This window comes from Sphingomonas phyllosphaerae (assembly GCF_029623345.1).
Classification (GTDB): Bacteria; Pseudomonadota; Alphaproteobacteria; order Sphingomonadales; family Sphingomonadaceae; genus Sphingomonas; species Sphingomonas phyllosphaerae_C.
The window spans coordinates 36,789-59,011 of sequence record NZ_JAPYKH010000007.1; the positions used below are offsets into that span (position 1 = coordinate 36,789).

Genomic DNA, 22,223 nt, shown 5'->3' on the forward strand with positions numbered 1-22,223 from the left:
GCATTGGAACGGACGAATGGCCGAACGTGGAAGCCGTTCAGATGTTTCGGATCGACTACTTATGGGTTGGCCCAGCCGTGGTCCTCTTGAGGTATAGCCAAGCAGCACCCTGACTACCGTCCGTTAGCGCCCTATCAAGTTAGCTGGACAGTTGTGCGGAAAGCCGTGGGGGTTGATCGGTGAGATGAACAAGCGTCCGAAGTTGGAAGGGCGCCACACGGCCCTGAACGTCCGACTATGGGTCCTTGTGATGCCGCCGGCTTCGCCCTGCGCTCATGTTAGCCACGTAGGTTCTGAGGGCGATTTATCCGCCGTCGTTCGTTGGGTAAGCGAGGAGTAGCAAATTGATGTCCCGTCGTGTCCTGATCACCGGCGCCAGCGTCGCCGGCAACACCGTCGCTTGGTGGCTTGGGCGTGCTGGCTTTGACGTTACCGTGGTCGAACGAGCATCCGGCTTTCGCGATGGCGGCCAGAACATCGACGTGCGTGGAGTCGGCCGCGAGGTGCTTCGCCGAATGGGACTGGAGCAGACCGCGCTGGAGCAGGGCACCGGCGAGAAGGGGACGGCGTGGGTCCGGGAGGACGGCGCGGTTGTCGCCCAGTCCCTCACCGCCGACACGGGCACCGACGGACCCACTGCTGAGATGGAGATCCTGCGAGGCGATCTGGCTCGCCTGCTCTACGAGCCGGCGAAGGACAATGCGACGTACCGGTTCGGCGACAGCATCGCGGATGTTGCGCAGGACGAAGACGGCGCGACCGTCAAGTTCGCTGGCGGCATCACCGAGCGATACGACTTGGTCATCGTCGCTGAGGGCGTCGGGTCGCAGACGCGGGAGCTGGTCTTCCCGGGTGAGAACGCGCCGCGCTGGATGGACCTGACGATCGCCTACTTCACCATCCCGCGACAGTCGGGCGACGACCGCCTGTGGCGCTGGTACAACGCACCTGGCGGCCGCAGCGTGTCGCTCCGCCCCGATCGGTACGGTACCGCGCGTGCGATGCTGTCGGTGCAGCAGCCCCCGAAGGGCGAGCAGGATTGGGATGTCGAGCGCCAGAAGGCGGGGCTGCGCGAGCGCTTCGCCGATGCGGGGTGGCAAAGTGCGCGCGTGCTGGCCGGCATGGAAACGACCAACGACTTTTACTTCGACGTCCTGCGCCAGGTGCGGATGCCGCGCTGGTCGAAGGGGTATCTCGTACTGACCGGCGACGCCGCTTGGTGCGCGACACCGATCGCCGGCTACGGCACGACCCTGGCGGTCACCGGCGCCTATGTGCTGGCCCAAGAGCTGATCCGCTCGACCGAGGTGCTGGCGGCGCTGGCGGCCTATGAGCAGGCGATGCGGCCAATGGTCGAGGATGCACAGGGCGTACCCAAGATCGCGCCGCGACTGGCCAACCCGCACAGCCAGCTCGGCATCCGGCTGCTCCACGGCGTTCTGAACTTGGCGAGCCGCCCCGCAGTGCGCGGCGTCGCCAGCAAGCTGTTCGGCGGCCGCTCGAAGGACGTTGACCTGTCACGCTACGACCCTCCGGCGTCCAAAGCGCTAACGACCGCCGCGGACGAGTTCCCGCCGAACCGCCTATTGCCGTTGCTCGGGCTCGTCGCCGGGCTCAGCGTCGCGACCCTGCTTGTCGCGCGCAGCCGTCGTGACGGTCGGGCTGCAGGGTGATCAACAGGGTCACGGTTTGGCACGACGGCGACTGCTTGTTCTGTCAGCGCGAGATCGCGCTGATGCGCCGGCTAGACACGCGTGGAGGGCCCTGTCAAACCAAACGCCCCGGCTCCGCGAGCGGGCGAAGGCTTGTGCACCGCGGGGCGCTTCAGCTACTATCCTAAGGCTGTCAGTGCCGCGAGCTCTCTCGGGCGAGTTTCGAGATTGCCTTCGTTTGCCTGCCCTTAAGTAAGCAAACGGGATAGAAACTCGTCTATGTCGCGCTGGGTGCAGTTGCTTTGACAACACCAACGCAACATATATGCGGTCTATCGCGACGCGTACGGTCAGTTCGATGTGGCGGCCAGCTACCAGCTGACGCCCAACGTCCAAGTCGAATTGCAAGGCATCAACGTCGGTGACGCGAAGACCACCGGGTACACGATGGATCACTCATTTCCGACCACCTACGAAGCGTCCGGAAGTCGTGTGAGTTTGGGCGTTCGCGCGCAGTTTTAAGGCCTCATTGGTTCTCGCGCGCGCTGAAGAGCGGCGACCTGCGTGGTGGCGCTCTCCGGCAGCGCATCAGTGAGGAGAAGGGTGCTCGGAGGCGTGCTGCCAAGTTTCGGCGAACTCACGACTGCAGCGGGAATATCACTCGTTCTTATCGGGGAGTTAGGACCTACTAATTATGAGCGAATGGCTGAATTTGGACGGCGGGCAGATCGCTCTGAGTAACCGGTATTGGGTCTCAAAGGCTTCGCAAAACTGATACACGGGCCGTCTTCCAACGATATCGTCAGCAATCCTCCGATGTGAGCATCCCTGCGAGTCGACGCGAGAGCAGCTCCTGATAGCTGTCGTTGGTCCTGACGATCAAACGAATAGGATAGTCCAGCGCCATCACCTCTGCGGGTGGGGCAACGAGCGCGATCGTGGCGAGCGCGTCGGCCAGCGCCGCGCTCGGCGCGATCACGCTGGCAGAGACGGCGACGTGCGCGGGCCGCGCGCCGGTGCGCGGGTCGAGATTGTGCGCGCCGCGGACGTACGTCCCGGAAGTGGCCACTGCGAGCTGATGCGCGGCCACGCGCAGCGGCGGCACGTCCGCTCCGCTGGGCGGTTCGACGTCGACCCACCAGGGGTCGCCGTCGGGACGCCACCCGCGACCGACGAGCTCGCCGCCGATCTCCACGAGGCAGTGGCGCACGCCCAACTCGCCCAGCAGATCGGCGACGGCGTCGACCGCATAACCCTTGGCGATGCCCGAGAGGTCGAGCCGAACGCCCCCGGACTGGCGCAGCCGTCGCCGCGGCGCGTCCCACGTCAGCCGGCGCCACCCACTTCGTGCGACCGCCTCCGCGATCTCCCACGGTGCTGGCGCAACACGCGCACCTGGTGGTCCAAAGCCCCAGATGTCGACCAGTACGCCGATCGCGGGATCGAAAGCGCCCTCGCTACGCGCCGCCAGCGCGAGCGCCAGGTCGACGACGCGCGCGAGGTCCGCCGGCAGCTCGTGCCAGCTGCCGGCCGGCGCGTCGTTGAAGCGCGACAGCGCGGAGCCGGGCTCCCAATGGCTCATCTGGTCGACCAGCGCGGTGAGCCGCGCCGTAATCGCGGCGGCGACCGCCCCCGGCGAGACCCGGCCGGCGTAGCGCACGCGCCACGTCGTGCCCATCGTCTCGCCCTCGACCAGCTCAACCCGCGCGGCGGGATCGTGCGGCGCCAGCGCCGCCGGATCGATCGCTGGCGGCAGCGCGATCCGGGGCGCCAGCATCAGGGTGTCATGACCTCGAGCGTGGTGCTGTAGCTCATCCGCCGCTGCGTCGCGCGCGGCGCGGTCGCGCGCGCGTCGGTCAGCGTCGCGTTGAGCCAGTACATGCCCGCGCCCGGCCAGTCGATCGCGAGCGTGCCGTCCGCCGCGGTGGTCAGCTCGCGCGCGCCCTCGGCGTCGCGGTAGCGCTTGCCGCCGGGCACCAACGTCACCTTGAGCGAGGCGGCGGGCTGGCCGTCGACCAGGAAGCGGAAGCGCGTGGTCTCGCCCGCGACCAGTTCGTCGGGGTGGGTGACATAGTCGATCTCGAGTCCCTTGCCGCTCGGCCGCAGCACGGTGCGGGTCGGCTCGCCCGCGGTGACGAAGATCTCGTTGCGCGCTAACGTCTCGGTCAGGCGCACGTCGGTGGCGTCGGCGGGGATGTCGGCGACGGTCAGCGGCGATTGGCGCGGCCCGCCCTCGCTCGCCGGCGGGCCGCCGCGGCCGCCGACGCGTTTCTCCACGCCGCCGATCTTGAAGCTGCCCATGACGCCCGACATCGCGCTGCCGATCTTCCAGGTGCCCGGCTTGTCGAGGCGGACGTCGAAAACTGAGCGATAGCGACCGGTGGCGCCGTTCTGGAGCGTCCCCGGCGTGCCGTCGGGCTGCCAGACCCGCACCGTCTCGAGCCGGCCGGGCTGGTGGTCGGCGTAGAACAGGTCGTTCGACACTGCGCTGTCGACCGTCACCCAGCCGTCGGTGCCGGAGAAGATCGTGCCCGACGGCAGCAGCCACATGCGATGCGCCGACACGGCGGCAGGCAGCGCCAGCAGCGCGGCGGCGACGAGGAAGCGGGAACGTGCGATCATGAGAGGGCCTCCGGCAAGATCAGCGGGCGGTGACGGTGACAGCGCCGAGCTCATGGCTGCCGCTCGCGCGCGCGGCGCCTGGCACCGTGAGCGGCACCTGGACCAGCTCGCGTCCGCCGGTCTCGCGCGCCGCCTCCACGTGGAGGACATAGGCGCCCGGGCGGACGGCGGCGGGCAGCGTTATGGTGTGGACGCCGGGCGGTCGCGTCGCACCGCTGATGCCGTCCGCGGGGAGGTGCAGGCTGCGTCCGCCCTTGCGCCACCATCCGCGCAGGTCGGCAAGCCACTTGGTGCCGGGCTCGGCGCCGCTCTTCTTCACGTCATACCAGAGCGCGAGCGTCCGCGCCGCGCCGCCGCCCGCAGGTTCGAGCCACACCGCGACATAGGGGCGGTGATATTCGGCGACGGCGAGACGCGGCACGGTGACGCTGACGGTGCCCGCCGCGGCGGGGGTCGCCATGGTGCCGGCGGCGAGCACGAGCAGGGAAGGGCGCATGGCAAGTCCTCTCAGTGGATCAGCAAAAGCGCGATCAGCGCCGGCGCGGCGAGGCCCAGCGCGACCAGCGGCCAAGTCGCGCGGCGATGGCGTGCGTGGAGGTGAAGCAGCAGCAGCCCGGTCAGCGTGAACAGCACGCAGGCCGCAGCGAACAGGTCGATGAACCAGAACCAGGCGACGCCGGCGTTGCGCCCCTTGTGCAGGTCGTTGAGGTAGGAGATCCAGCCGCGGTCGGTGATCTCCGCGGTGATCGCGCCAGTCGCGCGGTCGACGCTGACCCACGCGTCACCGCCGGGGCGCGGCAGCGCGACATAGACCTCGCCATCGGACCATTCGGCGGCGCGCGCGGTCGGATCGACGCCGACCGCGCGCGCGACCGCCTCGCCGACCGCGAGCGGCAGCGGCGCGTCCTTGGCGTGCGCGCCGACGAGCTGGTGGCGCAGTGCCGCGGGCAGGATCGCGGCGCGCTCGGTGACCACCGGCGTCGCAGAGATGCTGGCGGCGTGGTTGAGCGTGACCCCGGTGAGCGCGAACAGCAGCATCGCCACCAGCGACACCGCCGCGCTGACCCAGTGCCAGGTGTGGAGCTGCTTGAGCCACCACGAGCGCCAGCGCCTCGCCGCCGGCCTGCGTGCCGCGACGCTCACGCGTCGGCCCAGCGGCGCAGCAGGTTGTGGTAGACGCCGGTGAGCTGCACCACCGGGCCGTCGCCCTGGCCGCGATCGGACGCGACCGCCTGGATCGCGCGATCGAGCTCGAACAGCGTCCGGCGCTCGCCGTCGTCGCGCACCATCGACTGGAGCCAGAAGAAGCTCGCCACGCGCTCGCCGCGCGTGACCGGGGTGACGCGGTGCAGGCTGGAGGCGGGGTAGAGGACGAGATGACCCGCCGGCAGCTTGACCGACTGCGGCCCGAACTGGTCCTCGATCACCAGCGCGCCGCCGTCATAGGCAGCGGGATCCTCTAGGAAGAGCGTCGCCGATAGGTCCGAGCGGAGGCGGAAGTCGGTCCCGCGCTTCATCCGGATCGCATTGTCGACGTGGAGGCCGAAGTCCTCGCCGCCGGCATAGCGGCTAAAGAGCGGCGGGAAGACCTTGAGCGGCAGCGCCGCCGCGACGAACAGCGGCGTGCGCCCGAGCGCGTCGAGGATCATCCCGCCAGCCTCGCGCGCGGCGGCCGAGTCCTCGGGCAGCTGGCGGTTGCGCTTGGCGAGCGCCGACTGCGGCCCTGAGGTGACGTTGCCGTCGACCCACTCGCCGGCGTCGATGATCGCGCGGACCCGCGCGAGCGCGGCGGCGTCGAGCACGTCGGGGATGGCGATCAGCATGCGCGTGCTCCGTCCGGGTCCGTCACCGCGCCGCTCAGAAATTGTAGAAGAGGCTGAGCACCGCCGAGCGCGCGTCGCCGGGCACCGCCCAGCCGTTGTTGCGCACGCCCGTGTAATAGCGCTCGTTGCCGACGTTCTGGACGTTGAGCTGCGCGGTCAGCCCGCCCGCGAAGGTGTAGGCGAGATAGGCGCGGTGGATCAGATAATCGTCCACCAGCGGCTGCGCCGGCGCCGCGAGCGACGCGGCGGCGATGGCGAACCCGCCCTGGTAGGTCAGGCCGTAGCCGAGCTCGAGCCCGAACGGGAGGCGGTAGGTGGTGAACAGGCTGCCCGAGTGTTCGGGTGTCTGCGTCAGCCGGCTGCCGCGCTGCGGGTCTGGCACCGCGGACGAGTTGCCGCATGCCACGCTCGGCGCAGCGAGGCAGCGGTCCGACACCGACTGGCGGATCGTGCCGTCGAGATAGGTGTAGTTGGCGAAGATCGTCCAGGCCGGCGTGATCGCGCCCGAGGCGCCGAGCGCGACGCCGTCGACGCGGCTGCGACCGTCGAGCACCTGTGTCGACGAAGGCAGCGCGGGGTCGACCGAGGGGACGCGATAATTGGTGCGTTCGTTGCGGAACACCGCGGCGGTGAGCTCGAGCCGCCCGAAGACGCTCGCCTTGACCCCGACCTCGTAGTTGCGAGCGGTCTCGGGCGCGACTTGGCAGGGGTCGTAGGTGACGGCGGCACCGTCGATCACCTGCACCACCGGCGCACCGCAGCCGAGCCTGACCGTTGTGGAGGAGGGCGTCTTGGCATTGCCGTAGCTGGCATAGACGCTGACCTGCCGCACGGGGTGCAGCACCACGCCGCCGCGGTAGGAGAAGAGCCGCTCGCGACTCTGCTGCGGCCGCTGGGCGAGTTCGGTCACCTGCGTCGCGCCCGGCGGCACGACCGCGAGCGGCAGATTGCGGAAGGTGGCGTGCTGCGACTCCCAGCGTACGCCGCCGTTCAGCTCGACGAAGCGGCCGAGTTCGAGCGTGTCGAACGCGTAGACGGCGAGGTTGCGCGTCTCGCCGCGCGCCTGCGCGGTGACGGTGCGGTGGAGCGGCCCGCGCCACGTCGTGTCAGGGTCGCCGATCGACAGAACCGGCAGCGGCGTCACCGCCGACCCGTCGGCGTTGCGCAGCAGCGAGGCGGTCGTGATCGCGTAATCCTCGATCGCGCCTGAGAGGCCGAGGTTGAGCGTGTTGCGGACGCCGCCCTTAGCGCCAGTCGCGACGCGCAGGTCGGTCTGGTTGTAGAGTAGCTGCGCTTCCTGATCGCGGACCAGCCCGCGCGGCCCCGACGGCCGCCACTCGCCGGGCGCGAGGCCGGTGGGACAGGCGGCGCCGGTCGGCTGGAGCGCGAGCCCGGTTAGGCAGAAGGTGCCCTGCGGCGCGCTGGTGACGCCGTTCTGTACGACGTGCTGCCAGCGCGTTAGATTGCGCACCGACACCGCCTCGCTGACCGCGTGGCGGAAGGTGGCGGTCGCGCGGTCGAGCACCTGGTCCTGCTTGTCGAGGTTGACGATGCCGTAATAGGCCGAGCGATCCGCACCCGGCAGCAGGCCGTTCGACAGAGCGGTGCGGAAGAAGGGCACGCCATAGTAAGGCGTGTTGTCGTCCTCCTGGTGGACATAGGCGAGCGTCAGGCTGGTAAGCCCGTCGATCCCGATCGTGACCGCTGGAGCTACGCCCCAGCGTTCGAACTTCTCGACGTCGCGCCCGGGCACGTCGTTGCGGTGGTAGGCGGCGTTGAGCCGCACCGCTACGTCGTCGCCGACGCGCTTGTTGGCGTCGATCGCGGCGCGATAGTAATCGTCGGTGCCGATCGAGCCTTGCACAACGGTGAGATCGCGCGGCGTCGGCACCTTCGACACCAGGTTGATCGTGCCGCCGACCGAGCCCGAGCCGTTGAAGACGCTGTTGGCGCCGTTGTAGACCTCGATCTGCTGAAGGTTGAACGGGTCGGTGCGGCTGTACTGGCCGCTGTCGCGCACGCCGTCGACGGTGATGTCGTTTGTGGCGGAATAACCGCGCAGGTTGATGTTGTCGCCGTAGCCGCCGCCACCCTCGCCGGCCCCGAAGGTGATGCCGGGGATCGTCTGCAGCGCGTCGCGGAGCGTCTGGAGATTCTGCTTGCGGATCGTCTGGTCGTTGAGGACCGTGACCGTCTGCGGCAGGTCGATCAGCGCCGAGGTGGCCTTCGGGCTCTCAAGCTTCGCTGGCTCGGCCGGGGTTCCGTTGACGATGATGTCGTCGCGCCCGTCGGTGCGATCCTGCGCCGTGAGCGGTGCGCCCGTGGCGGGATCCGCCGCGGCTGGCGCGGAGGCGATGAACCCGACGCACGAGAGCGCCAGGAAGGTCGGTCCATTTTTCAACATTGTAGCCCCCCTGTTGCGAATGGCGATATTGCGACCGAATTGCAGAGTCAAGGCTAATGCGAATCGTTCGCGTGTTGCCGTGTGGTTGGTGGGGAGCAGGTAGAAAGATATAAAGCTTTCTTTATGTCCTGCTTGACGCGCCGCTTCGTCTCGCCGATGCGATGCCGGTCAAGGTTCTCCGGTCGGCTCGCCGCGCCGGAGCTAAGACGGGAAGCCGGTGCGATGCCGGCGCTGCCCCCGCAACTGTAAGCGGCGAGCAGGTGGTCGCTCCGTGTCACTGGTCGCTTTCGCGGCCGGGAAGGCCAGACCATCCGCACCGACCCGCGAGCCAGGAGACCTGCCTCGACGCCATAACGTCCACCGGCGGGGTGCCCGGTCTGGCCGCTCGCATGCCGCGGCCGGGCCACCCCGTTCGCGCGCGCCGGTGTCTGGTCCGCGTACCCCGTCCTTCATCGGGGTATATGAAGATGATCGACACCTACCGCCCGGCGACGCACGTCGCCGCGCTGCTGCTCGCCACCTGCTCCTCCGCCGCGCTGGCGCAAGACGAGGATCGGGTACCGCCGCGCGACGACATCCTGATCGTCGGCCGCGGCGGCGGCGCGCTCGACCGGCCGAGTGCGACCGGCAGCCGCCTCAGCCTTACGCCACTCGAGCTGCCCGCCAGCGTGGCGACCATCGACGGCGACGCGATCCGCGCGCGCGGCGACATCACGGTCGTCGAGGCAGTGTCGCGCGCGCCCGGCATCACCGCCGCGGCCAATGCTGGGAACGGCAACACCGCGCTCGCCGCGCGCGGCTTCGTCGGCCAAGGCTCGGTGCTGCAACTGGTCGACGGCATCCGCCTCTTCCCGGTCGCCGGCACGATCACCTTCCCGACCGATCCCTGGAACGTCGAGCGGATCGAGGTGCTGACTGGTCCGGCCTCGGTGCTCTACGGCCAGGGCGCGCTCGGCGGCGCGGTCAACGTCGTCTCGCGCACGCCGAGCGACACTGCACGCTACGACGCGGAGCTGAGCTACGGCGCGCAGGACACATGGCATGTCGCGGCGGGAGCGGGCGGTCCGCTCGGGAAGATGCTGGGCTACAGGCTAGACGCGAGCTACCGCACCTCGGAGGGCTGGGTTGATCGCGGTGAGAACCACAGCCTGGCGCTGTCGGGCGCGCTGCGCCTCGCGCCGAGTGAGCGCCTAACCCTCACGCTGCGCGGCGACTATGGCGACGGCTCACCGATTCGCTATTGGGGGACGCCGCTGATCGATGGCCGGCTCGACCCGCGCAACCGGCGCCGCAACTACAATGTCGCCGACGCCGCCATCCGCTTCCGCGACGATCGCCAGACGCTCGTCGCCGAATGGGAAGTCAGCGACGCGGTGACGTTCACCAACGCCGCCTATCGGCTAGCCAGCAAGCGCAGCTGGTATGACCTCGAGAGCTACGCCTGGTCACCGGCGACCGGTCGGCCGAACGGCGTGATCGAACGCTCGGACAATCTCGGCATCGTCCAGGACGTCGCCCAGTACGGCGATCAGGTCAGCGTGAAGCTGAGCGCACCGCTGGGTGGCGGCTTGGCCAACGACCTGGTGCTTGGCGCCGAGGTCAACCGCGTGAGCCTGCGCTACTCGAACAACTTCGCCGTCGCGGATCAGGCGGATGCGGTCGATCCCTTCAATTTCGTCCCCGGCACGCTGGAGGACCGCGCGGCGACGCTGCCGCGCTATCGTACTACCACGACCCAGTGGAGCATCTTCGGCGAGGACCGGCTGCGACTGTCGCGACAGCTCTCGCTGCTCGGCGGCTTCCGCTACGAGGAGGATGCGGTGCGCCGCCGCAACATCCTCTACGACGCGGCCGGCGCTCCGACGGGCGAGGCAAACGCCTTCCCGGGCGGCGCGCGCGAGAAGAGGTTCCGCGACGCGACCTGGCGCGTCGGCGCCGTCTACCAGCCAGCGCCGAGCATCTCGCTTTACGCCCAATATGCCACCGGCGTGGATCCGGTCGGCACGCTGACCACCTTCACCACCAGCGCGACGCAGTTCGCCTTCACCAATGCCAAGGGCGACCAGGTCGAGGCAGGCGCCAAGGCAGCGCTCCTCGGCGGACGCATAAATGTGACACTCGCCGGCTATCGCATCGTGAAGAACGATCTGGTCGCGCAGCGCGTCACCAACGGCCCGCTCGAGCAGATCGGGCGGCAGTCGTCGAAGGGGATTGAGGCGGCGCTGTCGCTCGCGCTCGCCGCCGGCTTCTCGGTCGAGGCGAACGGGACGGTGCTCGACGCCCGGTTCGACAACTTCCTCAGCGGCAACGCGGATCTCTCCGGCAACACGCCGCCGAACGTGCCAGAGCGCGCCGGCAACCTTTGGCTCACCTGGGAGAGCCGCCGCGGCGTGCGCGCGCAGGCGGGGTTGCGCCACGTCGGTGCGCGCTTCGTCGACTTGGCCAACAGCGCGCGCGTGCCGGCCTATACCGTCGCTGACGGCAGCCTCTCGTTCGCGATCACGCCGGCGCTCGCGGCCGACGTGCGCGTCTACAACCTCTTCGACATTCGCTACGTGACCTCGACCTACGGCGCGGCGCAGTGGCTGCTCGGCCGACCGCGCTCGCTCGACCTCGCGCTGCGCGCGCGGCTGTGAGATGGCGCGCTCATCCTGCCACCGGCGGCCAAGCGCTTGACCTACCTGGTTTATCGCTGGTTTGGGTGCGTAGCAGGCGCATGGCGAACAGGGGGGGTAAAATCAGGAACCCCGCTTTCCTTCCGCACTTGGTCGGTCAGACAGCGTCCTGGAAAGGCCAGACCCGTCGGACTGTCGAGATGACGGATGGCAGAAATCGAGACGGTGGCCGGTTGACTGGAACGACCAGTATTGGGTCACGCGCGAAACGCATCGATCAGCGCGCGCAACGCCGGAGAGACCCGGCGGGCGGGATAGTAGAGACAACAGCCGGGATGGCCCTGTCAAAGCTAATGCACCTGCGGCGCTCGCCGGGGCAGGGGAGGCGCATGCCTCGCCCACGCAAGCCAGCCCGTTCCGCTACTTCAACTCGGCGCCTGAGGTGATCCGGCTGGTGGTGCTGATGTACGTGCGTTTCCCGCTGTCGCTGCGGAACGTGGAGGACCTGCTGTTCGAGCGCGGGATCGACATCTGCCATGAGACGGTGAGGCTGTGGTGGAACAGGTTCGGTCCGCTGTTTGCGGGCGAGGTGCGGCGCCGGCGGGTAAGCCGCATGCGCGGCTTCCGTCATTGGCGCTGGCACCTGGACGAGATGTACGTGAGGCTGAACGGTGAGATGGTCTACCTGTGGCGAGCGGTGGATCAGGAGGGCGAGATCCTCGAGAGCTACGTCACCAAAACCCGCGACAAGAAGGCGGCGCTTGCCTTCATGAAGAAGGCGCTCAAGCGCCACGGCTCGCCCGAGGCGATCACCACTGATGGTCTGCGCTCCTACGGTGCGGCGCTGAGCGAACTCGGCAACCGCGAGAAGCAGGAGGTGGGTCGCTGGGCCAACAACCGGGTGGAGAACTCGCACCTGCCGTTCAGGCGGCGAGAGCGGGCGATGCTGCGGTTCCGGCAGATGCGAACCTTACAGAAGTTCGCCTCGGTCCACGCCAACGTCCACAACCTCTTCAATCACGAACGCCACCTCGTCGATCGCCAGACCTACAAGCAGCGCCGCTCCGCGGCGCTGGCAGAGTGGCAGGCGCTCGCCAGCTGACCCGCCGCCAACCCGGGGGCGAGATACATCGTGTAAAGACGAGTTCGCATTAGACTGACAGCACCTCGGCCAAGCCGATCCATGGGTGCCGGTGGCAGCGTCACTCGCAGCTATGCGCGCCCGCTCGGTCGAGTTGCGACAGGTCACGGTCCGCGTGATCGACGGAGCAGATCATGCGATGATGATGGGCGTGCCGCCCGCCCGCCAAGTCGATGCGCAGTTCGCTGCGCAAGCGGCCCCGGACGCGCCGGCCTATTTCGCTTTGCTAGAAGGCTGGTTGCAGAAGACCATCAATCCTTGATCGTCCATATTCTGGAACCTCGCTTCCATCACCTGGTGCAAAGCCGCACGTCCGCCATTTCCCGGACCAGGCCACGCCAAGCCAGCCGCTCTCCGAAAGGTCTGACGGGCTCGGGCGCCCGTCTGTATGAGCGGGTGAAGTTGGTAGACCTTCAGGAAGTCCTTAGTGACCGTGTCGGCCCTCGCCGCAGCAGCTTGGGGCGCATTCACCCACAAGGCTCGGTCCGGTAAACGCCGGTTTGGCAGCCGTTAGCTGAAACAGGGGATGACATCATCAGTATTATCGACGACACTCGTTGCTGCCAGCGCATCAGCGCCGACACCTGGGGTCGTGCCCAACCATTCCGAGGGAGAAGGCTGATGATCGCCAAACTGTTCATCGCCGGTGCTGTGGCGCTCTTGGCGACCGCGGGACAAGCGGCGACAATCGATTTCGAGGCGCAGAAGATCGACGATTTCGGCTATCAGAGCTACGACTTCACCGAGAATGGGTTTCGCGTGACCCTAGCGCCCACAAGCATTTTTGGCATGTACCTTATCAATGATCCCGCCAAAAACCTTGGCATGTGCGGTCCTGGCTGCGCGTCAAACGGCACGACAGCATACTACGGCCTGAATGAGACAAGCGTCTCCATCTCGCATGCGGGCGGTGACCTATTTTCGTTGACGTCAATCGATGCAGCTCAAACCTTTTTGCGCTTAGACCGTCCTCTTACTTTGACCTTGACCGGGATGCAGGCTGGTCGAAACATCGAGACCTCCATATTCGTCGACCCAAATTCGGCCGCACGCTTCTCAACGTTCTCGTTCGCCAACCTCGTGAATCTGTCTTTCTTGACCATTTCGGGTGGGATAGACTTTCCTGAGTTCGCGCTCGATAACGTTGTCCTTTCAACGTCAGCTGTGCCAGAGCCCGCCTCTTGGGCGATGATGATCAGCGGCTTCGCTGTGGTAGGCGGCTTGATGCGCCGAGGCCGTTCGAGCAAGGCGAGGGCGAACTACGTCTAGCTGACCAGACCAGATCCAGCCACATCGCGCGGTGACTTATCATCGCGATCGATCCTGCTAGCGGATGCACATGCTCAGATTACGGGTCAAGCGCCGCGAGGCGGCGGTCGAACGCATGTTGGGTCGCGTGGCTGCGATAGAGGCGTCGATAGCGGCTCTCGGAGACGAGGATCTGCTCGATCTCGCTGATATTTTTGCCGACAAAGGAACGTGCCCGTTGCGTGAGATGACGCAGGACGCGATGCGTCGGCGCCATATCAGCTTGTGATGCGGCCTCCATCACGATTTCGGCGGCTGGACGGCGCGCTCGCGGACCTTCCTGTCGAGCAGCCGATGCTACTCACCGAACTTGACGGCTTCCTCACCGGCCTGCTTGTGGCCCCCCAAGCAACGCCGGCAAACGAGTGGATGGAGGTCATCTGGGGCCCGGAGACCCAAGGCGTGCCTCCCTTCGAGGATCCGCTCGACGTGCAGTGGTTCGCTTCGGCGGTGTTGGCGCGCCAGTCGAAGATCGCCCGCGACCTTGCCCGTGGCAAATTCCAGCCGATCCTCGACGTCGACGAGCGGGATCGCGAGCTGCTCTGGGAATACTGGGTTGGTGGCTTTGCCGAAGCGGTGGCATTGCGTCCGAATGCGTGGAGCGCGCTGGCGAACGATGACTCTTTGTCGCGGCCATGGTTGCAACTGGAGACGCTGATCAAGGTCGCCCGTAACGAGAGCGACCTCGACAGCGTGGAGGTCAACGCTCTCCAGGACCATGTCGTAAGTGACCTCACTGGCGCGGTGCTCCGCCTTTACGCTGTGTCCAATCGTTCCATGGCAGCGGACGACGCTGTGCCGTCGACGGTGATGGCGGCCAAGACCGGCCGGAACGATCCGTGCCCGTGTGGATCAGGCAAGAAACACAAGCGCTGTTGCGCGTGAGAGTGGCCGGCGATCGTGCGATGTGCACGCGTCGCTGACGGGTCAGCTTCGCCTACATCTTGGCGCAAGGCGGCCACGCCGCTTCCCTCGCAACCATCACATTCGGACAGCGGCGCGGAACTGCCCGCAAGGCTCGAACCCCGAGGTGAACAAGCGTCCGAAGTCGGGCGGCCGGCAGGGGGGCTGAGTGACCACAATTGGGTCCGTCCGCTTGGGCTGAGCGATCAGCCGTTCCGCAGCGAACGTTTGCGTCGGGAGGTCTTCACGCTAGGATCAGATGTGAGCCCATCGCAGTGCACAGGTCAGTTGAAGCGGCGCGACGTGGTCCGCGGCGTGGCGGCAGCGGTGCTGGTCAGCATGCTGCCAGCAAGCGCACGGACACAACCGCCTGCCGGGCGGCTGCTCGCTATTAGGGGCACCCGCCTCTGGGTCACGGACACGGGGCCGAGCGGCGCCCCTGTGTTATTCTACGTTCATGGTGGGCCGGGTATCGGCGCGCTGGAGTTCGAGCGCTACATGGGACCCGCGTTGGCTGGCATGTGTCGCTTGATCAGCGTGGATCAGCGCGGCGTCCTCCGCTCCGACGCGCTTCCTCCCGGTACAAAAGTGACGATCGAAGATCTCGTCGCTGACTTTGAGGCTGTTCGAGAGGCGCTCGCAGTGCCGCGGTGGCGAGTGCTGGGCCACAGCTTTGGCGGGCTAGTCGCGCTGCGCTATGCGCTGGCGCATCCGGAGCGCGTCCAGCGGCTGGTGCTGGAATGCCCTTGCATCGATCTGTCCAGTTCGTTCCGGTGGCTATGCGCGGCGGCAGCGCAGCTCTTAAATGGACGTGAACCCGCGAGGGCGTTGGAGGCGATGCGGCTTGCAGACCCGTCCACTCCGTTCGACGACGCTTTTATCAGCCAGATGGACGAGGTCCTCGCTGCGCTGGGTGAGAGACGCCAGGACCTCTACGTCAGCGAGGCGCGCAACCGTGACATCTTCTCACGCCTTGCTGCGAGCGCTGGACTTCCGGGGGCCCGGTGGGAGCAGGGTGCCGTTGCCGGCAAGTCGCTTCTGTCACAGCCCTCGACACGCCGCCCGATGCTGACTTCCATAGGGCAGTGGAAGGGACCGATCCTCCTGATCCGTGGTGATGGTGACCACGTCACCAGCCCCGCGGAACTCGTCGCCGTCGAAAAGGCGGGCGGGAAGATCAATACCGTCCCGAACGCCGGGCATTTCGTTCACGTCGAGCAACCCGCCGCGATGGCGAAGCTACTAGTGGGGTAGGCGACGCCATTCCGGTTCGCTGCAACGGACAACTTTCGAGTGTGCTCGCAAAGCGGAAGGTCCGCTTCCCTGCCATCGGGCCAGGCGGACAGCTGCGCGGAACGCCCAAAAGGCTCGAGTGGCTAGATTAACAAGCGTCCGAAAATGGGGGAGTGTTAGGTGCGCCTGGATGACCGCTTCTGGGTCCGCTCAGCCGTGGTCCTCTTGAGGTATACCTCAGGAGGACCACAGCTGAGCGGACCTACAAGACGGACAGACAGGACGCCCCGCCTGGCGCGACACGGCGCAGCTATGCGCCGCCCCGCGTCTGCCGAAGGTCACGCGATCTGGCGCGCGAAGCGAACCGTCGACCGACGCCGCATCGTATAGCCGATCGCGCCGAACCCCAGGATCATCATTGCCCAGGTGGCGGGCTCCGGCACGGGCGCGACCGCGATGCCGAACAGCTGGCGCGACGTGGTGCCGAGCGTCGACAGCGCGCCGCTCTCGAGATTGATGCTGTAGAGCGAGCGGCCGTTGTACGCGAACGCCTCGCTGCCCGCGATGTCGAAGCTGGTGCGCGAGCCAAGGTCGCGGCCGAGACCGCCGACCGTGGTCAGCACGCCGCCGTTATTGTTCTGCTTGGCAAGCACGTCGAGGTCGGTGTCGATTACGTACAGCTGGGTCGATGCGGCGGGCTGGCCAAAGCTCGACGTCGTGTAGGCCGCCGCGCTCACACCAGGGTCACGCCCCGCATTCGGATCACCTGCGGCATAGCCGAGCGGGCTGGTCGTCGGCGCGCCGGTGAGCGAGCCGTCATTGGGATTGTAGACGTAGTTGTTGTTGGTGTTGCTGACGATGCGAACGCGATCGATCGTTGGGTTGAAGTCGAAGCCAAAGACACTGCCCTCGATTCCCAGCGCGGCGCTGGCCGCGGTAGCTACGCCGGTCAACGTGTTTATCGTGTAGACAACGCGATCGGTGCCGAGACCGTACAGCGTGTTGTTGAGCGGGCGGAAATCGAGCGCCTCGATGCTGCTGTTGGTGCCGGTGATCTTTACGGACGTGTCGAACGTCCCGGGGGTTGTGCTGCTGAACGACACTAGGCGGTTGGTCTCGTCTACACCGAAGATCGTCGCTGCCGACGCACTCGTAGGTACCAGCGCGGTGGCGCAGGCAAGTATCAAAACATTTCTCATGTTCGCGGCTCCCTTCCGGTTTCGAGGGGAAAGTCAGCGATCATGCTGAACGATCGAACGCCCTCACTCGCGATCAGACAACGTGTGGTTAATGCTGAGTCAACCGAAAGGCGGATACAGGCGTCCTTAAACAGGATTACATTTTATGTCTGCTTGAGGCTGGCATCTATTTGCCCATTTCCTCGTATCTTGCTCTTTGAGCTATGTCGGCATGCCCAAGTACATTGCACCGACGCACCTGAGCCAGGTGCTTGCCGACACCGACAGCGACTCTTCCGATAAGCTGAGTGCATCCATCTCCTGCCGAAATGCGCTCGTGATCCCCAGCCGGCAGTTTGGACGGCACCGTCAAAGCTAATGCACCTGCGGAGCTCGCCGGGGTAGGGAGGGGCATGCCTCGCCCGCGCAAGCCCGCCTCGCCGTTCCGCTACTTCAACTCGTCGCCCGAGGTGATCCGGTTGGTGGTGCTGATGTACGTGCGCTTTCCGTTGTCGCTGCGGAACGTGGAGGACCTGCTGTTCGAGCGCGGGATCGACATCTGCCATGAGACGGTGAGGCTGTGGTGGAACAGGTTCGGTCCGCTGTTCGCGGGCGAGGTGCGGCGTCAGCGGGTGAGCCGCATGCGCGGCTTCCGTCATTGGCGCTGGCACCTGGACGAGATGTACGTGAAGCTGAATGGTGAGATGGTCTACCTGTGGCGAGCGGTGGATCACGAGGGCGAGGTGCTCGAGAGCTACGTCACCAAGACACGCGACAAGAAGGCGGCGCTCGCCTTCATGAAGAAGGCGCTCAAGCGCCACGGCTCGCCCGAGGCGATCACCACCGACGGTTTGCGCTCCTACGGCGCTGCACTGACCGAGCTTGGCAGCCGCGAGAAGCAGGAGGTGGGTCGCTTGGCTAACAACCGGGTGGAGAACTCGCATCTACCGTTCAGGCGACGAGAACGAGCGATGCTGCGGTTCCGCCAGATGCGAACCTTACAGAAGTTCGCCTCGGTCCATGCCAACGTCCACAACCACTTCAACCACGAACGCCACCTTGTCGACCGCCAGACCTACAAGCAGCGCCGCTCCGCGGCGCTGGCAGAGTGGCAGGCGCTCGTCAGCTGATCCGACGCGAGCCGAGGGCGAGGTGCATCGTGTGGAGACGAGTTCGCATAAGACTGACAGCACCGCGTCGAGAACTCGCACTTGCCATTCAGGCGACGAGAACGGGCGATGCTGAGGTTCCGGCAGATGCGAACCTTACAGAAGTTCGCCTCGGTTCATGCCAACGTCCACAACCACTTCAACCACGAACGCCATCTCGTCGATCGCCAGACCTACAAGCAACGACGCTCCGCGGCGCTGGCAGAGTGGCAGGCGCTTGCCAGCTGACCCGCCGCCCGCGAAGCCCGAGATGCATCGTGTGGAGACGAGTTCGCGTTAGACTGACAGCACCCAATCGCCCTATCTGGCGAGCCCGACGTTGTGGTGGTGCGGTCGGTTCAGGCCGTCGATCCGTACGACGTTCGTTTAGTCACGTCCGCCGGACCATTTGTATCCGGCCGTAGAAGCATTGCCAGCTTTTACTACATTAATTGATATGCTCAGAGGTGGTGCGAGCCGAGCCTAAAAAAGTCGAAGTTGCAGGCGAATGTTTGTTGGTTATTTCCCTCGCTTGCACGTTGTCAGGACGTCCCTGATCACAATGATATCGCGCGACGCGCGAGCATCATGACTTGAAGGATCTCCCACATGAACGAGTGACCGCTTTATAAAGATAGCAAGGTAATCGGGATTGACCAGGGTTGGGTCTTGACTCAGATGAGCAATGACTTCCGCTTGCATGTAAGCTCTCATGGTTGCTTGTCAATTCGCTAGGTCGAGCCGCTTTGAGAATTGCCAATCACGCCAATATTAGCGCGCGATGCCGCGCAGCTGCCCAGGTTTAGGCAACGCGACCAACCGTCAACGCGACCGTGATTGAACCTGTGACATCGAAAAGAGCTCGCTCCCGTTACACTCTTTTAAAGGGTCCCAGATAGCTGAGCGACTAATCCAGGATAAAGTCCTGGCGCTTGGTCGAGGGACACATGCCAGGGGTTTTGATCGGACTGACGCGTCGTCTGGCACGTAGCCAACGTGGCAACGTGATGATCCTGTCGGCACTCAGCATCATGCTGCTGCTGGGCATGGGTGGCGGCGCTCTGGATCTCAGCCGAATCTACCTAGTCAAAACGCGGATGCAGCAAGGTTGCGACGCGGGAGTGCTAGCGTTTCGTAAGTCTATGCAGGGTACAAACGTCACGCCGACGACCTACTCGACCGCACTCGCCTATTTCAACGCGAACTTCTCGCCAGGCCGCTATGGCTCGGAGAACACCCTTTTCCCGGCGCCAACCGTCGACGCCAACGTCGTGGTACATGGAACGGCATCAACCTCTGTACCGATGTCGCTGATGCGGATCTTTGGTTTCCGGCAGATCGCGCTGACCGCCAAGTGCGACGCGCAGCTTCAGCTGCCAAACACCGACGTCATGTTCGTGCTCGATACGACCGGCTCAATGACCTTAACGAATCCGGGTGACTCCACCAACCGCATCACCGGCCTGCGCAATGCGGTCCTCAACTTCTACAACACGCTGGAGCAGGCGAAAATTGCGGGCACGCAAGTACGCTACGGCTTCGTGCCTTATGCGAACACCGTCAACGTCGGCATGCTGTTGAAGCGCGATTGGATGGTGGACAGCTGGACCTACCAGTCGCGTCAATTCGATCGTCAGGAAAAGGAGCAGACCGGCACAGAGAAAGCCGAAAGCGATAGCTACTCCGCTTGGTCGCCGTCTTCACCCACAATCTCGACGAGCTATGGTGACCCAGAAAATTGCGTGGCCCCTGCTAACAAAACAACGACAACGGGTGCGCGTGAAGACGCATGGAGTCCATCAGATACTGCCGTCCCGCGCACCAAGGTCTACTATCGAACATTTGGTGGTGACACCTATACTGCTAGTTCGGATAGCAGCGGTCAGTGCATCATCACGAGAAACAACTATCCGACCACCAATCAGCAGCAGACGCGCACGATCAGCGCAAATCCGAAAGCGGGTCAACCGATCTACTCGACCAAGAATTTTTTCTGGTATCGTCCGACCAGCTACTCTGTCGCCGCCTTCAAGGGCACGGCTGCGAACGGCCTCATGGCGGGCGCATCCAACGTTGCCATGGCCAACGTCAATGCGCCGTCTGGTTCGAACACAACGGGAAGCGATCAGAAGGTCTCGTGGACGGCGTCGAGCGCCTGCATCGAGGAACGCAAGACGCTGCGCGCCAATGAGGCAGGCACGGCCTGGGACATGGACGTTGACGCGGTGCCGACCCCTGGCAACCCGGATACGCAATGGCGGCCGGCCCTGCCGGGGCTCGTGTTCGCCAGGCAGGTCTCGAATCTTAACGCAAGTGTGCCAACCGGCTGGAACGCCGCGGCCGTTAACACGACAAGCGGCTATCCACAGCTCTCCAGCTCCGCCTACATCAACCGAGCCGCGTGCTCGAGTGCCGCCCGCAAGCTTCAGAGCAAGGAGGCCGGCCTCACGGCAGCGGCCGTGAAGACCTACCTCGATGCACTCGTCACGCGCGGGCAGACCTACCATGACATCGGCTTTCTCTGGGGTCTGCGTCTGATCTCCAAGGAAGGGCTGTTCAGCAGCGAGAACACGTCGGCGCCGGACGGCAGCTCGATCGCGCGCAACATCATCTTCATGACAGACGGCGACACGGAGACGCGCATCCAGGACTATGACGCCTACGGTCTGTCCGCGCTGGACCGTCGCCGAACCGATCAGGGCTCCCTGCCGACCAACGCACAGCAGGACACGATCGTCGAGGACCGGCTGCAGCGCTACTGCTCGGTCGCAAAGAACCAGAAGGGCATTACCGTATGGGTCATCGCCTTCGGCACGAACTTGACACCCTTGCTGCGGGATTGCGCCTCGCAGGGCCGTGCCTTTCAGGCAAACAACAGCCAGCAGCTCAACGAAACCTTCGCGGAGATCGCGGCCAAGATCGCGCAGCTGAGGCTCACGCGATGAGAGTGCCGCTGCTCACACGAGTCGTGGCTTCAACGCGCGGCTCGACGATAATCGAGTTCGCCTTGGTCGCGCCGCTGCTGATCCTTATGCTTCTTGGCGGACTTGAGGTCGGTCACACGATGTACGTACGCTCGGCGCTCGTTGGCGCACTGCAGAAGGCTGCCCGCGACATCAGCCTCGAGGGGGCGAGTGCTGGGGCCCGTCAGGACGCGATAACCGCCAGCGTCGCCGACGCGGTTCACCAGATCATCCCAGGCGCCAGCGTGACATTGGCCTCGAAGAGCTACCGTGATTACAGAAACGTAGCTGATCCAGCTGAAGAATTTAATGATGCGAACCATGACGGCCGGTGCGACAATGGCGAAGCGTTTGTTGACAGCAACCGCAACGGCAGCTGGGATCTGGATGGCGCGGTATTTGGCCGAGGAAACGCCCGTGATGTCGTTCTTCTCATCGCGACCGTCAGCTATAATCGGCTCGGCTTGACTACCTTGCTTGCCGCCGCACCTCGAACGGTGCTCACGGCCAAGACGCTGATCCGAAATCAGCCAAATGATCAACAAGCCGATCCGCCGACGGGAACCTGCCCATGACGATTGCTGTCGCCCTCGCGGGCAAGTTGAAGCGTGATGTTCGTGGCATCGCTCTCATCGAGCTCGGGCTGTGCCTGCCGCTGTTGCTCATCGCGACGCTGTGGACGTTCGAGTATGTGAATTTTTGCATCGTTGCGCAGCAGATCAGCCAACTCGCACTGCAGGTTTCGGACAACGCAGCGCGGATTGGTACGCAGAACTCTATCCAAACGCAGATCGACGAGAAACAAATTAATGACCTTTTCCAAGGAGCTGGCCTGCAGAGCGGGTCCTTGGCGCTTGCTCAGAACGGGCGCGTGATGCTGACCAGTCTCGAGGTCGACGCTGGCCAGCCACACGGTCAATATCTGCATTGGCAGCGCTGCTACGGCGCCTTGCACTATCAATCGAGCTATGGCCGCCAAGGCGCCGGAAAGGGAAACAATGATGTCAACGGCATGGGGCCAGGGAACGCCCGTATCGTCGCGGCGCCGGGCTCCCCCGCCATGTTCGTCGAAATCTTTTATCGCTACCAGCCCTTGATCTCGGCTCACTTTGCTCCAGCCGAGACGATCCACGAGATCGCGGCGATGATGGTGCGCGACAACCGCGACACGTCTGATCCTGGCGTCAATCCCGTGGATGGCGTTCAAGCGTCGATGTGTTGACAGGGCGCTGT

The 22,223-nt window shown here is 65.3% G+C and carries 18 protein-coding genes, 2 pseudogenes and 1 riboswitch; of the genes and pseudogenes, 12 read left to right on the forward strand and 8 right to left on the reverse strand.

The window, feature by feature from the left end; translation table 11 throughout:
* The first annotated feature begins 347 nt into the window (after positions 1–347).
* The gene (locus QBJ89_RS08835) at positions 348–1,673 is read left to right on the forward strand and encodes an FAD-dependent monooxygenase (RefSeq protein ID WP_277980149.1); all 1,326 of its coding nucleotides are present in this window, start codon (positions 348–350) and stop codon (positions 1,671–1,673) included.
* A gap of 781 nt (positions 1,674–2,454) precedes the next feature.
* Here the strand turns inward: QBJ89_RS08835 and QBJ89_RS08845 are convergent.
* Genes QBJ89_RS08845 through QBJ89_RS08870 form a run of 6 tightly spaced genes read right to left on the reverse strand, consistent with a single transcriptional unit; the run spans position 2,455 to position 8,501 of the window.
* Complete coding sequence (locus tag QBJ89_RS08845; RefSeq protein ID WP_277980150.1) at positions 2,455–3,429, reverse strand: FAD:protein FMN transferase; 975 nt, start codon at positions 3,427–3,429, stop codon at positions 2,455–2,457.
* Positions 3,429–4,274 (reverse strand): DUF4198 domain-containing protein, encoded by an 846-nt coding sequence (locus QBJ89_RS08850; RefSeq protein ID WP_277980151.1) that lies wholly within the window; start codon positions 4,272–4,274, stop codon positions 3,429–3,431. Before QBJ89_RS08850 ends, QBJ89_RS08845 begins: the two co-directional genes overlap by 1 nt.
* A gap of 19 nt (positions 4,275–4,293) precedes the next feature.
* Entirely contained in the window at positions 4,294–4,770 is a 477-nt protein-coding gene (locus QBJ89_RS08855) for a DUF2271 domain-containing protein (RefSeq protein WP_277980152.1), read from the reverse strand.
* An 11-nt stretch (positions 4,771–4,781) separates the two neighbouring features.
* Entirely contained in the window at positions 4,782–5,417 is a 636-nt protein-coding gene (locus QBJ89_RS08860; RefSeq protein ID WP_277980153.1) for a PepSY-associated TM helix domain-containing protein, read from the reverse strand.
* The gene (locus QBJ89_RS08865; RefSeq protein ID WP_277980154.1) at positions 5,414–6,097 is read right to left on the reverse strand and encodes a Fe2+-dependent dioxygenase; all 684 of its coding nucleotides are present in this window, start codon (positions 6,095–6,097) and stop codon (positions 5,414–5,416) included. The genes QBJ89_RS08860 and QBJ89_RS08865 overlap by 4 nt, the downstream gene beginning before the upstream one ends.
* A gap of 34 nt (positions 6,098–6,131) precedes the next feature.
* Positions 6,132–8,501, reverse strand: coding sequence for a TonB-dependent receptor (locus tag QBJ89_RS08870; RefSeq protein ID WP_277980155.1), 2,370 nt, complete (start codon positions 8,499–8,501; stop codon positions 6,132–6,134).
* A gap of 154 nt (positions 8,502–8,655) precedes the next feature.
* Positions 8,656–8,860: riboswitch (cobalamin riboswitch) on the forward strand.
* Positions 8,861–8,968: 108 nt separating this feature from the next.
* On the opposite strand from QBJ89_RS08870, the gene QBJ89_RS08875 reads away from it, so the two are divergent.
* From QBJ89_RS08875 to QBJ89_RS08890, 4 genes and pseudogenes are all read left to right on the forward strand, one after another.
* Positions 8,969–11,137 (forward strand): TonB-dependent receptor, encoded by a 2,169-nt coding sequence (locus QBJ89_RS08875; protein WP_277980156.1) that lies wholly within the window; start codon positions 8,969–8,971, stop codon positions 11,135–11,137.
* A 388-nt stretch (positions 11,138–11,525) separates the two neighbouring features.
* Positions 11,526–12,218, forward strand: a pseudogene (locus QBJ89_RS08880) (IS6 family transposase); the annotation flags it as partial.
* A 112-nt stretch (positions 12,219–12,330) separates the two neighbouring features.
* Positions 12,331–12,519, forward strand: coding sequence for a hypothetical protein (locus QBJ89_RS08885; protein WP_277980157.1), 189 nt, complete (start codon positions 12,331–12,333; stop codon positions 12,517–12,519).
* A 359-nt stretch (positions 12,520–12,878) separates the two neighbouring features.
* A complete protein-coding gene (locus QBJ89_RS08890; protein ID WP_277980158.1) occupies positions 12,879–13,526 on the forward strand; it encodes a PEPxxWA-CTERM sorting domain-containing protein in 648 nt (215 codons plus the stop codon).
* A 79-nt stretch (positions 13,527–13,605) separates the two neighbouring features.
* Here the strand turns inward: QBJ89_RS08890 and QBJ89_RS08895 are convergent, their stop codons facing one another.
* Positions 13,606–13,809: a hypothetical protein gene (locus QBJ89_RS08895; protein WP_277980312.1), complete on the reverse strand. Its 204-nt coding sequence runs from the start codon at positions 13,807–13,809 to the stop codon at positions 13,606–13,608.
* On the opposite strand from QBJ89_RS08895, the gene QBJ89_RS08900 reads away from it, so the two are divergent.
* Together QBJ89_RS08900 and QBJ89_RS08905 are read left to right on the forward strand one after the other, a co-directional pair.
* Positions 13,794–14,450, forward strand: coding sequence for a UPF0149 family protein (locus QBJ89_RS08900; protein ID WP_277980159.1), 657 nt, complete (start codon positions 13,794–13,796; stop codon positions 14,448–14,450). The two genes, QBJ89_RS08895 and QBJ89_RS08900, sit on opposite strands and share 16 nt — an antisense overlap.
* A gap of 459 nt (positions 14,451–14,909) precedes the next feature.
* Positions 14,910–15,722 carry an alpha/beta hydrolase gene (locus tag QBJ89_RS08905; protein WP_277980160.1) on the forward strand — a complete coding sequence of 271 codons (813 nt, stop codon included), beginning with the start codon at positions 14,910–14,912 and terminating at the stop codon, positions 15,720–15,722.
* A gap of 317 nt (positions 15,723–16,039) precedes the next feature.
* On the opposite strand, the gene QBJ89_RS08910 is transcribed toward QBJ89_RS08905, so the two are convergent.
* Positions 16,040–16,900, reverse strand: a complete 861-nt coding sequence (locus tag QBJ89_RS08910) for a DUF4394 domain-containing protein (RefSeq protein WP_277980161.1) — start codon at positions 16,898–16,900, stop codon at positions 16,040–16,042.
* 392 nt (positions 16,901–17,292) lie between these two features.
* On the opposite strand from QBJ89_RS08910, the gene QBJ89_RS08915 reads away from it, so the two are divergent.
* From QBJ89_RS08915 to QBJ89_RS08935, 5 genes and pseudogenes are all read left to right on the forward strand, one after another.
* On the forward strand, positions 17,293–18,009 hold the full coding sequence (locus QBJ89_RS08915) for an IS6 family transposase (protein WP_277980162.1): 717 nt from the start codon (positions 17,293–17,295) through the stop codon (positions 18,007–18,009).
* Positions 18,010–18,069: 60 nt separating this feature from the next.
* Positions 18,070–18,276, forward strand: a pseudogene (locus QBJ89_RS08920) (IS6 family transposase); the annotation flags it as partial.
* A gap of 758 nt (positions 18,277–19,034) precedes the next feature.
* Entirely contained in the window at positions 19,035–20,972 is a 1,938-nt protein-coding gene (locus tag QBJ89_RS08925; protein WP_277980310.1) for a pilus assembly protein TadG-related protein, read from the forward strand.
* A complete protein-coding gene (locus tag QBJ89_RS08930; protein ID WP_277980164.1) occupies positions 20,969–21,565 on the forward strand; it encodes a TadE/TadG family type IV pilus assembly protein in 597 nt (198 codons plus the stop codon). The genes QBJ89_RS08925 and QBJ89_RS08930 overlap by 4 nt, the downstream gene beginning before the upstream one ends.
* The gene (locus tag QBJ89_RS08935; protein WP_277980165.1) at positions 21,562–22,212 is read left to right on the forward strand and encodes a pilus assembly protein; all 651 of its coding nucleotides are present in this window, start codon (positions 21,562–21,564) and stop codon (positions 22,210–22,212) included. Before QBJ89_RS08930 ends, QBJ89_RS08935 begins: the two co-directional genes overlap by 4 nt.
* Positions 22,213–22,223 lie beyond the last annotated feature (11 nt).